Consider the following 12,343-nt stretch of genomic DNA (forward strand, 5'->3'; position numbering starts at 1 on the left):
TGGCCTAAAGCCAAGCAAAGCGTGAAATTTTTACACAACAACTATACGATAAAATATTACAGTACATGATTATTGCGCTTTTCAGCAGCCTTATTCCTTGCTCTCTTATCTTGCGATTGGGTACAGCTACTCAACGAGACCAAGCGCTGACAGACTGTACCTTTGACACTGTAAGCTAAAGTAGGCACCTATGGGGATGCGATGAGTCGATTATTACTAATGCTTCTAACGCTGAATTTCTTACTCATCGCGCCGCTCTGGTGGCGTTTTGGCGAGATCAGCTCATATTTGCTCGCTTGGGAGGCGCTTATCATTGCGCCGCTCATGTTGCTGCTTCCCGTCGGTCAAGCGCGCCGCATAGTGTCCATCGGACTCGTTAGTTGGGTGATGTTGGCAACCGCCGCGAATCTAGGCGCAGCCGCCACCCAAATGGCCTTTGCCCGGCCACTTAATCTTTATCTTGATATACCTTTGCTGCGCTCAATTTATCACCTGCTAGTAGGTAATGTAGGTCAACTGTTGGCAGTTTGCGCAATGCTGCTGGGGGTTGCCCTGCTGATAGCCATCACTCTGGTTTTGGCACGCCTGATGATGCCACCCGTTGCCTACTCTGTTAAGCGCCTGCCTGGCGTGGTCGCGTTAACGCTGCTGGTCACTGCCACTACCGGCGCGGCGCTTGAACTCAATGGAGTACGGCTGATAGAAAGCGCGCGCTTGCCAGCGGTGGACACCACGCGTTTTCAGTGGCAGCAAATTACCGATACCCACGCCGCCCGCCTCGCCTTTACTGCACAGCTGGAGGCCGCACCCATGGAGGCGCGACCACTGCCGGGATTGGCGGGGCGCAATGTACTGCTCACCTTTATTGAGTCCTACGGTATCTCGGCGCTGGAAAACCCACGTTACTCCGACGTTCTACTGCCTACTCTAGCCGAGATGCAACAGCGCCTGGGGGAGCATAACCTTCACGTGGTCTCTGGCATGTTGGCCTCACCCATTCGTGGTGGGCAGTCATGGCTAGCCCACGCGACAGCCCTCAGCGGCCGCTGGATCGACAACCAGCTGTGGTATCAGCTGATGTTGGACAGCGGCCACTCCACTTTGATCGATGATTTTCGTGCCACTGGTCAGCGAACCCTCAGTGTGATGCCCGCCATTACCCTGGCGTGGCCGGAAGGGGAGGCCTACGGTTTCGATGAAATTGCCGCAGCGAAAGATATCGCTTACGCCGGGCCTACTCTCAACTGGGTAACCATGCCGGATCAATTCACTCTCGATTACACCCAGCGCTACTTGCTAGGTGAGACACCGGTGTTTGCCCAATTGGCACTGATCTCCAGCCATGCCCCATGGACGCCGATTCTGCCGGTACTGGACAATTGGTCATCCATTGGCGATGGGCGTATTTTTGCCCCCTGGGAGGATGCCGGTGACCCACCAGAAGTGCTGTGGCAGGACATTGAGCGCATTCGTGACCACTACGCCTGGTCGGTGGACTACGCTGTGAAAGTCACCGGCCGCTGGGCTGAACGTGTAGTGGATGATAATACCTTGATGATAGTGCTGGGGGATCATCAAGCCGCGCCGTTGATTACCGGTGACGATGCCAGCGCGGCAGTACCGGTGCATATTATTAGTGGCGACCCTGAACTATTGGCGCCCTTTATAAAGCGTGGCTTTGTTCCTGGCACGTTGCCTACGCTCAAAGAGTCGCGCGACGCGCCCAGAATGAGCCAATTACGCCACTGGCTGCAGGCCGATTTTGGAGAGTTAGCGGTGGATGTAGCCACTGATGTGGCAACAGGAATGACTGCTGGGGTAAGTGTTGCCTCTGATGTACGGCCAGTCACCGTTTCAAACACAATGACAAGGACGCAGGAATGATTCAGCCAGTGATTTTAAGCGGAGGCAGCGGCACGCGGCTCTGGCCGCTTTCCCGAGAGCAGATGCCGAAACAGTTTTTGCGCTTAACCTCCTCCCAGAGTCTGCTCCAGCAAACCCTAAGCCGCTTAGCCGGGCTAACCGACACAGCACCAATGCTGATGGGCCATCATAGTCACCGCTTTTTAATGGCCGAACAGCTGCGCGAAATGGATCAAGCCGCTACCCTGGTGCTTGAACCTGAAGGCCGCAATACCGCTCCGGCAATTGCTTGTGCGGCGCTATTGGCGCGCCAGTCTGGCGATGACCCGCTACTGCTAGTGCTCCCGGCTGATCATGTGATTGGTGATGTCCAGGCGTTTCAATATAGCGTTTCACTGGCTGTGTCGTTAGCAGAAGCGGGTTATCTCGTAACTTTTGGCGTTGTGCCCACACAGGCTGAAACGGGTTACGGCTATATAGCTTGCGGGGAGCCGCTGGAAGGCGGCCATCATCTGGCGGCCTTTATTGAAAAACCCGATGCCAAGCGGGCGACAGCGTTAGTCGACAGCGGCGATTACCTATGGAACAGCGGCATGTTTCTACTTCGCGCTTCAAGTTACTTAGGTCAACTAAAACGGCTCCAGCCAAATATGCTGGAAGCCTGCGAAGAGGCGGTTAGCAGTGCGCATCATGACTTGGATTTTCTACGTTTGGGTGAAGCGGCGTTTCATCGCTGTCCTGCAGACTCCATCGATTACGCGGTGATGGAGCACTGCGATCGTGCTGCGGTAGTGCCATTGGCTGCCGCTTGGAGCGATATCGGCAGTTTCGATGCGCTGTGGTCAACCGTTACGCCTGACGCGGCGGGTAATGCTACCAAAGGCGATACGTGGTTGACCGACACGCAGGATTCGTTGGTGTTTGGCGAGCACCGCTTGGTGGCCACACTGGGCGTGAATAATCTGATTGTCGTGGAGACATCGGATAGCGTACTAGTGGCCCACCGTGATCAGGCGCAGCAGGTAAAGCAGCTAGTCACATCGCTTACCCAAGCGGGGCGTAGCGAACCCTGCACGGCAGCCCAGATCCAGCGTCCCTGGGGCAGCTTTCAGGCCATGGACAGAGGCGAGCGTTATCAGGTCAAACGCATTACCGTTAAGCCTGGTGGGCGTTTATCGCTGCAGCGCCACCATCACCGGGCTGAACACTGGATCGTGGTGAGGGGAACAGCGCAGGTAACGCTAGAAGAGAGTCGCTTTTTGGTAACTGAAAACCAGTCCACCTATATACCTATTGGGGCACTGCACCGGCTGGAAAATACCGGCAAAATACCCCTTGAACTGATCGAAGTGCAGTCGGGGAGTTATTTGGGCGAGGACGATATCGAGCGTTTAGATGATGTTTACGCCCGTGGCAGCAGTGAATGACGTCTAACTCACCAAAGCCAGCTATTAGGGCGTGCCGGTGTTAGCCCTTTGCGAACATCGACCCAGCCGAGTACGCAGCGCACGCCTAGCCATACCGCTAGCAGCGGCCAGAGCAGGGTGCCGACTATCACAATGCTTAGCAAAAAGGCGATGCAGGCATAGAGCGTGCCGATCCAGAAGGTGCGGATCAGATACCGGTAGTGCTGCTGCAGCCAGGGCGCCGCTTCTTTACGATAAACATAGGCGATGATTACGCCAATCAGCAGGGTGATATTGGCAGTGACAATACCCGCTAAGTAAAGCGCGTAGATAATCTGCGGAGCGCGTATCTCATCGCGGGGTATAGGGGGTTGTGCCATCAGTTCTCTCTTTTTCAGCCTAATAAAGACGATAGTCGCGGAAGTTGGCTAGATTTTGCTGCTCCTGCACTACTTTACGGTAGCGCTTGTACTCCCATTGATACTGTGCAGGCTCCAAGGCAATCGCACTCTCGACGCTGGCATTGACGCCTGTGGCAGACTGCACATCATCGTCGCTATAGACCCGCTCGTCGGCATCCAGAAAATGGATCTCAAACCCTTTACCAGGAATACGTAGCGCGACGCCGGTGACTACCCGTGCCTGGGTGCGGGCGACCAATTTCGGCAGCAGGGTGGCGGTGTAAGCCTCGCGACCAAAGAAGGGTGCAAAAACGCCGCTGCCCCAGTTGGGCTCCTGGTCAGGTAGTATGCCAATCGCTTCGCTGCGTTTAAGCGCTTTAAGTAGTGCCGCAACGCCGCGGGGGTTGGTGGGAACCAAACTTGCCCCCATACGCTCGCGGCCATGACGAATGACGGGATCGAGGGCGGTGATTTTGGGTGGCTCGTACATGGCGGTGAAAGGGAAATGGCTCGAGAGCCAAAAGTTAAGCACCTCCCAGTTGCCGAAGTGCGGGGCAAGCACAATCACGCCGCGGCTTTCGGTGCGGGCGTTATCGAGCTTGTCGCGACCGTGCACCGCTAAAATGCTGGTCTCTACCTTGTTTGGTTCCGCCATCCAGGCGTGGCCCAGCTCCAACATCGTAGCCGTTGAGTGGCGTAAACTGTGCTGACCAAGGGTTTTACGTTCAGCAATGGAGAGGTCTGGGTAAACGATCGCTAAGTTGCGATCGGTTACCCAACGCTCACGCTTATTAAAGCGGTAAACCAGGGGGCCGAGCGCCGAAGAAATACGCCACAGGCGCGCAAGCGGCCAGCGTGACAGTTGACGCCACAGCCAACTGATCGCACTGGCTTTGGAAAAACGCCTAGCGTTATTAGCCCCCTGTGGTGTCATCGTTAAATCAACCAAGTATCTACATTGGAAGGTGCGCGCTTCTCTTGCAGCCCTTTGAAACCTTTAACACAGCGAATAATGAACCACACGGCTAGCGCCAGCAAAAGTGGGAAACCGATCACTGCAAAGAGCAATATCGAGAAAATAATGCCGTACACCAATCCTATCCAGAAGGTGCGGATCTGGTAGCGGTAGTGCTCGTCCAGCCACGTAGGGCCTTTGCCCTTATAGACATAGGCAATGACCACACCAATAATCGACGTAAAACCAAGGATAAAACTGGCCAGATAGAGCGCATAAATAACCATTGCCATGGTTGTGTCGGGCTGGGAGCTCTGCTCTTCGCTTACGACTTGGCCGTCGAGTGGGGATTCACTTTCGTTATCAAGCATAACGTTTCCTTTCATTCAATTGTATAGATGCTGAAGTGGGTGATGGTGCTTGGCACATCAGTGCGCGCTATTTAAGCGCGATATATAATACCTTGATTCATTAGACTTAGCATTAACGCGAAGAGGGGCGGCAAATCTCTAGCAGGTTACCGTCCGGGTCACGCAGATAAATCGACTCAATCGGGCCTGTGGCGCCTTGGCGGGCGACGGGGCCTAGCTCTACGTCTATCGCCAGCGCATCTAAATGCTGCTTGAACTCATCCAGCGGCAGCTGGCAGCGCAGGCATAAGTCCAGGCTGCCAGGGGTGGGTGTGGCTGAAATGGGGGCAATATCGGTGTCGGTTTGATGTAGGCGAAGTGCCGTATCACCGAGCATTAAATCGACCCGTTGGGCATCGCGATAGCGCACGTCTAGGCCCAAAACACGTGAGTAAAAATCGACTGCGCGACCCATATCGGTCACGGTTACAACAAGATGATCCAGACCTGATAGCATGCCACCTTCCTTAATACGTAACGATAAGCCAGAGAATACGATGATGCGCTGCTGTCCGCTCTGTGTGGAGCCCACTACTGCGCCCTACCACCGGGATCGGCGTCGTGACTACTACCAGTGTGCCACGTGCAAGCTGGTATTTGTCCCCCCCGAGCAGCATTTAAGCGCCGCTGCAGAAAAGGCCGAATACGATAAACATCAAAACTCGCCGCATGATACGGGATACCGGCGCTTTTTAGGGCGTTTATTTACCCCGCTGTTAGCTAAGCTCGAACCCAACGCCCGCGGTCTTGATTTTGGTTCAGGGCCAGGGCCGACGCTGTCGGTTATGTTCGCAGAGCAGGGGCACTCGATGGCTATTTACGACCTTTTTTACGCCCCCGATGCCTCAGTTTTGACACAAATATATGATTTTATCACCGCCACAGAAGTTGTTGAGCACTTGGTGCAGCCCGGCAAGGTGCTTACGCAGTTGGCGGCTCAGCTCTCGCCAGGTGGCTATCTGGGCTTAATGACCAAGCGCGTCACTTCGCCGGAGGCTTTTGCCCGCTGGCACTATATTAGCGACCCCACCCATATCAGCTTTTTTAGTGAGGAGACCTTCCGTTGGTGGGCACAAAAGAATAGTTTAGTAGTGGAATTTCCTGGGCCAGACACGGTTATTCTACACAAAACGCTAACGTGAATAATTATAACGTTAGAAAAGCATTGACTTTGCCCCCTTTGGGGTAATAATTGCGCGCCGCTATCCCGGCCTGACTCGATGTGCCAGGTGAGATGACGGTTCCTGTGAACACGCTTAGTAGCGTTTTTACGCCTGTTTTCAGTCCTTTGTTTCACCACTTTTAGGCAAGACGAGGTTTTCATGTCGCGGCAACTGCTAGCCATGGCGCTGGCGCCCCTGTTAGGGCTCTTCATTCTCGGGATTGGCAACGGTTTTCTTGCCACCTTAATTACCGTGCGCTTGGATGCTGCCGGTGAGTCGGCCACGGTCATCGGTATTGTCTCGTCGGCTTACTTTATCGGTTTAGCGTTGGGCGCAATGGTGAATGACCGCCTGTTGCTGCGCATTGGCCATATTCGCGCTTACGGCAGTTTTGCCTCATTAGTGGCCGTCACGGTGCTGCTGCAAGGCTTGTTCTTCGACCCCTGGGCCTGGTTTGTACTGCGCCTTATCGGCGGCTGGGCCACGGTTGGGGTTTATCTGGTTATCGAAAGCTGGCTGCTCACGTCAGGCGACCAGAAGGTTCGCGGCCGCCTGCTGGCGCTTTATATGATTTCACTTTACGCCGCCGGTGTATTGGGCCAACTGCTGCTGGGTGTTACCAACGCCATGGGCGTCACTGCGCCCTTTATGGTGATTGGGCTACTGGCCTCGCTCTCTGTGCTACCTATGGCGATGATTCCTCGCGTGTCACCGATTATGGAGCACGCCGAACCGCTTCCCCCGCACCGTTTGATCACCCTGACGCCCACCGGTGTGATGGGTAGTTTAGGCTCTGGGATGGTGGTAGCCGCAGCGTACACACTGCTCCCGCTCTATTTACAGCGTATTGGCATGAGTGTCAGTCAGGTGGGGCAGATGATGGCGGTGGTGATTATGGGCGCGATGCTGCTGCAGTACCCGATTGGCCGTTGGTCGGATCGCCATGACCGACAAATGGTACTGATTGGCATTAGCGGTTTCTGCGTGCTGATCTCGGCGGCGATGCTTTGGCTGCCGCTCTCTACGCCGCTGTTGGCGGTACTGCTATTCTTGCTTGGCGGTGGGGTATTTGCGCTCTACCCGGTGGCGGTGAGCCACGCCGCCGACCGCGCCCCCGCAGGGGCGCTGGTGCGTATGAGCCAGGGCCTGTTGCTGATCAACTCCATTGGCGCCACGATCAGCCCGCTAATGATTTCTCCGGTGATGACCGCGATGGGCGATGCGGGTCTGTTTTGGGCCTTCGGCTCACTAAGTCTGTTCTTTGTTATGTTCTTCTCCTGGCGGCGTAGCGTGCGCCCGGCGCCTGTGCCTGTGGCACCCTTTACGCCGACTACGCCAATGACCGCTGCTGGTGCTGAGCTGGTGGTCACCGAGGAGTTGATGCAGGGGGCACTGGAGCACGAGCACTTGGAGGATCTCTCAGATGCCGTATGGGACGTCGACGCCGCTGAACCGGTGGTAGGGCCGCCTGCGGAAGATGAGAGCCATATCACTTATTATGATGATGTGGAGCAAGCAAGTGAGCGAAAGTAAAGACGGGTGAGGACGCTAATCATAGCGGGTGATACCTTGGGCTAATGGTGTGGGCAAGAGAGTGTTACTACTATCAAGGGTACACTTTCAAACAATTGTTTAATTTTCAGCCCGAGGTTCGCTATGAATGTTTACGCCGCACCGGTACGCGATTTGCGCTTTGTGCTTGAAGAGCTGCTAGCGCACCGTTCGCTTAGCCTGCCGGGCTTTGAAGAGGCCACGCCAGACTTGGTCGAGGCGGTACTCGAAGAGGCCGCAAAACTGGCCGGTGACATTTGGGGCCCGCTTAATAAGATTGGTGATCAGCAAGGGGCCAAGCGCCACTCCGATGGCAGTGTGACGACGCCAGAAGGCTTCGCGACGGCTTACCAGGCTTATGTCGAGGGTGGCTGGAACGGTATTGGTGTATCAGAAGCACTAGGTGGTCAGAACCTGCCCGAGGTGGTTGCCAGTGCGGTGCAGGAGATGCTTCACGGCGCGAATATGGCGCTGGGGCTCTGTCCCATGTTGACCGCTGGTGCTATCGAAGCGTTGGCTCATCACGGTAGCGATGCGCTCAAAGCGACCTACTTGCCCAAACTGGTGGAAGGCACCTGGACGGGCACTATGAACCTGACCGAATCCCAAGCGGGCTCGGATCTCTCCCAAGTACGCACTCGCGCGGTACCTGAAAACGACCATTACCGCATCAGCGGCCAGAAGATCTATATCACCTGGGGCGAACACGATGCCGCCGAAAATATTATCCATCTTGTGCTAGCCCGCAAACCCGATGCGCCGGAAGGCAACAAAGGTATTTCCCTGTTTCTGGTACCCAAGTTCCTGATCAATGAAGACGGCTCCTTGGGTGAGCGCAACGATGTCACCTGTGCCTCTATTGAGCATAAGCTGGGCATCCACGGCTCGCCGACGTGCACCCTGAGTTTTGGTGAAAACGGTGGTGCCATTGGCTACTTGGTCGGTGAAGAGGGGCGTGGCCTTAATCATATGTTCACCATGATGAACGAGGCGCGCCACAAAGTCGGCATCCAGGGTATTGGCGTGGCCGAACGTGCCTGCCAGCACGCCTTTGCCTATGCGTTGGAACGTCGTCAAGGTCGCTCTCCCAAAACCCGTGGCGGCGCTGAATGCACCATCAGCGATCACTTGGACGTGCGCCGTATGCTGCTCTCCATGCGCTCACGTACCGATGCACTGCGTGCGCTGGCGCTCTACTGCGCTGCCGAGTTGGATACTGCCCGCCACGCTGAAAGTAACGAAGCCCGCCACACCGCCCAGGCCCGCGCGGATATTTTGATTCCAGTGATCAAAAGCTTCTCTACCGATCAGGCAGTGGATATCGCCTCCATGGGGATTCAGGTGCACGGTGGGATGGGCTATGTGGAAGAAACCGGTGCCGCCCAGCTACTGCGCGATGCACGCATTGCCCCGATTTACGAAGGTACCAACGGCATTCAAGCGCTCGACTTGGCGGGGCGTAAACTCCAGCGTGATAACGGTGAAGCGCTCGCCGCGCTGCTTCACGACGTTTCCGCCACCGTGGAGCAACTCAATGCCGACCCCGCTTTGTCAGCGTTGGGCAGTAGTTTGGCCGCAGGGCTTGAGGATTTGAAAGCTGCCCAGGCAATTGTGCTGGAACAAGGCAGTGACCCTGAAACCGGCGCAGATGCGGTGCAGGCTTACGCAACGCCGTTCCTTAACTTGGCGGGCCACGTGCTGTGTGCTTGGCAGATGGGACAGGCGGCTCTCAGCGCCCATGCTGCCCTTAACAACGGCAGTGATGATCCCTTCTATACTGCCAAGATGCGCAGCGCCGAATTTGCCATCACCCAATGGCTGCCGGTAGGCCGCGCCCAGCGCACGGTGATTGAGGCGGGTATGCAGTGCTTAAGCGATTTTGAGGTTCACTAACGCTAATTTTCAGCTTCACGCCGCCGCCGCCCCTTGAGGCGGCGGCGCTGTTTCTAAGCGATCAAAACAACCATTTTAAACAAGACATTAAAACGAACGCTTTCAATAACATCAACAAAAGTCAGGAGCCGACCATGACCGCTACCTTTGAGCAAGGCTTGCCCAAAACTGCTGCCAATCACGTGCCGCTTTCACCGCTGACCTTTATCGAGCGCTCGGCGTCGATCTATCCCGATTACCCGGCGGTGGTACATGGCAGTACGCGACGCACCTGGGGCGAAACCTGGTCGCGCTGCCGCCAGCTTGCCTCGGCGCTCGAAAAGCGGGGCATTCAGCCGGGTCAGACAGTGGCGGCGATGCTGCCCAATATCCCCGCCATGTTTGAAGCACACTTTGGCGTGCCGCTGGCCGGCTGCGTGCTTAATACGCTGAATATTCGCCTGGATGCTGAGGCGATCAGCTATATGCTGGAACATGGCGAGGCGAAAGCCATTCTGGTTGACCCCGAGTTTGCCGAGGTCATCCAGCAAGCCGTAGCCAAGCTACCCCACAAGCCGCTTATCATCGATGTGGCCGATGTGGAGTTTCTTGGCGAGACCCCGAGCATTGGGGAAGTGGAGTACGAAGCGCTGCTTCAAGAGGGCGACGCTGACTTTGCCTACCAGCTTCCTGCCGATGAGTGGGATGCGATCTCGCTCAACTATACCTCTGGCACCACCGGCAAACCCAAGGGCGTGGTCTACCACCACCGCGGCGCTTACCTCAATGCGGTGAGCAATATCATGGAGTGGGCGATGCCCCACCACCCGATCTACCTGTGGACGCTGCCGATGTTCCACTGCAACGGCTGGTGCTTCCCATGGACGATTGCCGCCAACGCCGGGGTAAACGTGTGTCTGCGCCGCGTCGATCCTAAAAAGATCATGCAGCTCATTGCCGAAGAGAAGGTCACCCACTTCAGCGGGGCGCCGATTATTCTTAATGGCCTCGTGAACCTGCCTGCGGAAGATAAGCATCAGTTCGATCATCCGGTCAAAGTCACCACCGCCGGTGCCGCGCCGCCTGCCTCGGTGATCGCCGGGGTGGAGAAGCTGGGCATTGAGGTAACCCACGTTTATGGCCTGACGGAAGTCTACGGGCCGGTAACCGTCTGCGCCTGGCGGGAAGCGTGGGATGAATTGCCGCTGGAAGCACGAGCCAAAATTAAAGCCCGCCAGGGGGTGCGCTACCACATGCTCGAAGCGCTGTGCGTGGCTGATCCGCTCACCATGGAGCCAGTGCCCAAGGATGGCCAAACCATGGGTGAGATACTGATGCGTGGCAACAACGTCATGAAGGGCTATTTAAAGAACCCGGAAGCCACCGAGCAGGCGCTGGAGGGCGGCTGGTACCACACCGGCGATTTGGCGGTGTGGCATCCGGATGGCTATATCGAGATCAAAGACCGCTCGAAAGACATCATTATATCCGGTGGAGAGAACATCTCGACCATTGAAGTAGAAGACGCCATTTACGGCCATCCTGCGGTCGAAGAGGCGGCGGTAGTGGCCAAACCTGATGAGAAGTGGGGGGAGACGCCCTGTGCGTTTGTGAAGCTCAAAGTCGGTTACGGTGAAGTGACCGAGGCCGATATTATCGCCCACTGTCGCGAACATTTGGCGGGCTACAAAGTCCCCAAAACGGTTATTTTCAGCGAGCTACCTAAAACCTCGACAGGCAAGATCCAAAAGTTCGTACTGCGTGAAGAAGCTAAAAACCATTGATAACCCTAGTGTAGCGATAATCGATAGAGGAGAGAGTGCATGAGTGACCAACTTGTTGGCGTTGTAGGAGCCGGTACCATGGGGCAGGGGATCGCTCAGGTAGTGGCTGCTAGTGGCTTTAACGTGTGCCTTTACGATGTGGCCGAAGAGCAGCTTGGCCGTGCCAAAACGAACATCGATAAAGGCTTGGGTAAGTTGGTCGCTAAGGAGAAAATCAGCGAATCGGATAAAAGCGCCGCTCTAGCCCGTCTATCTACCACAACCACGCTGAGTGCCCTAGGCGACTGCGCAATTATTATCGAGGCCGCACCCGAACAGCCTGAACTCAAAGAGAAGTTGTTTCGCGATCTAAGCCGCTTGAGCAGCACCGCTATTCTGGCCTCCAACACCTCGTCGCTGTCGCTCACTCGCTTGGCAGCGGTGTGCGATCACCCCGAGCGCGTAGTGGGCATGCACTTCTTTAACCCAGTGCCAGTGCTCAAACTGGTGGAAGTGATTCGTGCCGAACAAACCTCGGACGCTACCGTGGCCGAGATTGAAACCCTAGCTAAAGCGTTGGGTAAAACTGCTGTGCCGGTAGGCGACGCGCCGGGCTTTGCGGTAAATCGCCTGCTGGTGCCCATGATCAATGAGGCAGCGTTTATCGTGCAGGAGGGCACCGCAACGCCGGAAGCGGTTGATAACGCTATGAAACTAGGAGCGGCTCACCCCATGGGGCCGCTGGCGCTGGCGGATTTAATTGGGCTGGATGTCTGCCTGGCGATTATGGACGTGCTTCAAGAGGGCTTTGGCGACCCCAAATACCGTCCTTGCCCACTGCTTAAGCGCATGGTCGCAGCGGGCTACCTAGGCCGTAAAAGTGGGCGCGGCTTCTACTCTTACGATTAGCTTGTACTGAAGGGAAGAGTGCGGCGTAAAGAAGTGATTGCCACTCAACC

General features: G+C 56.0%; 11 protein-coding genes. 7 read left to right on the plus strand and 4 right to left on the minus strand.

The annotated features are described in order from the left end of the window. The first annotated feature begins 201 nt into the window (after positions 1–201). Both E0L35_RS07190 and E0L35_RS07195 read left to right on the plus strand, forming a co-directional pair. Positions 202–1,884, plus strand: a complete 1,683-nt coding sequence (locus E0L35_RS07190) for a sulfatase-like hydrolase/transferase (RefSeq protein WP_081742627.1) — start codon at positions 202–204, stop codon at positions 1,882–1,884. Beyond that, positions 1,881–3,290 (plus strand): mannose-1-phosphate guanylyltransferase/mannose-6-phosphate isomerase, encoded by a 1,410-nt coding sequence (locus E0L35_RS07195; protein WP_027959800.1) that lies wholly within the window; start codon positions 1,881–1,883, stop codon positions 3,288–3,290. Before E0L35_RS07190 ends, E0L35_RS07195 begins: the two co-directional genes overlap by 4 nt. Positions 3,291–3,298: 8 nt before the next feature. Here the strand turns inward: E0L35_RS07195 and E0L35_RS07200 are convergent, their stop codons facing one another. The 4 genes from E0L35_RS07200 to E0L35_RS07215 form a co-directional block, all read right to left on the minus strand. Then, on the minus strand, positions 3,299–3,649 hold the full coding sequence (locus E0L35_RS07200; RefSeq protein ID WP_027959799.1) for a hypothetical protein: 351 nt from the start codon (positions 3,647–3,649) through the stop codon (positions 3,299–3,301). Between the two features lie 19 nt (positions 3,650–3,668). Continuing rightward, positions 3,669–4,604 carry a lysophospholipid acyltransferase family protein gene (locus tag E0L35_RS07205; RefSeq protein WP_027959798.1) on the minus strand — a complete coding sequence of 312 codons (936 nt, stop codon included), beginning with the start codon at positions 4,602–4,604 and terminating at the stop codon, positions 3,669–3,671. Positions 4,605–4,606: 2 nt separating this feature from the next. Continuing rightward, the gene (locus tag E0L35_RS07210) at positions 4,607–4,996 is read right to left on the minus strand and encodes a DUF4870 domain-containing protein (RefSeq protein WP_022520530.1); all 390 of its coding nucleotides are present in this window, start codon (positions 4,994–4,996) and stop codon (positions 4,607–4,609) included. A gap of 112 nt (positions 4,997–5,108) precedes the next feature. Continuing rightward, positions 5,109–5,492, minus strand: a complete 384-nt coding sequence (locus tag E0L35_RS07215) for a VOC family protein (RefSeq protein ID WP_022520529.1) — start codon at positions 5,490–5,492, stop codon at positions 5,109–5,111. A 40-nt stretch (positions 5,493–5,532) separates the two neighbouring features. Between E0L35_RS07215 and E0L35_RS07220 the strand changes: the two genes are divergently transcribed. The 5 genes from E0L35_RS07220 to E0L35_RS07240 all read left to right on the plus strand — a co-directional run bounded on the left by E0L35_RS07220 (position 5,533) and on the right by E0L35_RS07240 (position 12,293). After that, complete coding sequence (locus E0L35_RS07220) at positions 5,533–6,177, plus strand: class I SAM-dependent methyltransferase (protein ID WP_027959797.1); 645 nt, start codon at positions 5,533–5,535, stop codon at positions 6,175–6,177. A 180-nt stretch (positions 6,178–6,357) separates the two neighbouring features. Next, complete coding sequence (locus tag E0L35_RS07225) at positions 6,358–7,731, plus strand: MFS transporter (protein WP_009287257.1); 1,374 nt, start codon at positions 6,358–6,360, stop codon at positions 7,729–7,731. Between the two features lie 123 nt (positions 7,732–7,854). Beyond that, positions 7,855–9,642, plus strand: coding sequence for an acyl-CoA dehydrogenase (locus tag E0L35_RS07230; protein ID WP_138799948.1), 1,788 nt, complete (start codon positions 7,855–7,857; stop codon positions 9,640–9,642). 134 nt (positions 9,643–9,776) lie between these two features. Next, complete coding sequence (locus E0L35_RS07235; RefSeq protein WP_138799949.1) at positions 9,777–11,405, plus strand: acyl-CoA synthetase; 1,629 nt, start codon at positions 9,777–9,779, stop codon at positions 11,403–11,405. A 39-nt stretch (positions 11,406–11,444) separates the two neighbouring features. Beyond that, a complete protein-coding gene (locus E0L35_RS07240) occupies positions 11,445–12,293 on the plus strand; it encodes a 3-hydroxybutyryl-CoA dehydrogenase (protein ID WP_022520525.1) in 849 nt (282 codons plus the stop codon). The last annotated feature ends 50 nt before the right edge of the window (positions 12,294–12,343 follow it).

It is taken from the genome of Halomonas sp. ATBC28 (assembly GCF_005937175.1).
In the GTDB taxonomy this organism is placed as follows: Bacteria; Pseudomonadota; Gammaproteobacteria; order Pseudomonadales; family Halomonadaceae; genus Vreelandella; species Vreelandella titanicae.

What these genes read in the sequence shown, in the direction of transcription:
- E0L35_RS07190 (WP_081742627.1), top strand. Translation starts at nt 202, where the DNA reads ATGAGTCGATTATTACTAATGCTTCTAACGCTGAATTTCTTACTCATC.
- E0L35_RS07195 (WP_027959800.1), top strand. Translation starts at nt 1,881, where the DNA reads ATGATTCAGCCAGTGATTTTAAGCGGAGGCAGCGGCACGCGGCTCTGG.
- E0L35_RS07200 (WP_027959799.1), bottom strand. Translation starts at nt 3,649, where the DNA reads ATGGCACAACCCCCTATACCCCGCGATGAGATACGCGCTCCGCAGATT.
- E0L35_RS07205 (WP_027959798.1), bottom strand. Translation starts at nt 4,604, where the DNA reads ATGACACCACAGGGGGCTAATAACGCTAGGCGTTTTTCCAAAGCCAGT.
- E0L35_RS07210 (WP_022520530.1), bottom strand. Translation starts at nt 4,996, where the DNA reads ATGCTTGATAACGAAAGTGAATCCCCACTCGACGGCCAAGTCGTAAGC.
- E0L35_RS07215 (WP_022520529.1), bottom strand. Translation starts at nt 5,492, where the DNA reads ATGCTATCAGGTCTGGATCATCTTGTTGTAACCGTGACCGATATGGGT.
- E0L35_RS07220 (WP_027959797.1), top strand. Translation starts at nt 5,533, where the DNA reads ATGATGCGCTGCTGTCCGCTCTGTGTGGAGCCCACTACTGCGCCCTAC.
- E0L35_RS07225 (WP_009287257.1), top strand. Translation starts at nt 6,358, where the DNA reads ATGTCGCGGCAACTGCTAGCCATGGCGCTGGCGCCCCTGTTAGGGCTC.
- E0L35_RS07230 (WP_138799948.1), top strand. Translation starts at nt 7,855, where the DNA reads ATGAATGTTTACGCCGCACCGGTACGCGATTTGCGCTTTGTGCTTGAA.
- E0L35_RS07235 (WP_138799949.1), top strand. Translation starts at nt 9,777, where the DNA reads ATGACCGCTACCTTTGAGCAAGGCTTGCCCAAAACTGCTGCCAATCAC.
- E0L35_RS07240 (WP_022520525.1), top strand. Translation starts at nt 11,445, where the DNA reads ATGAGTGACCAACTTGTTGGCGTTGTAGGAGCCGGTACCATGGGGCAG.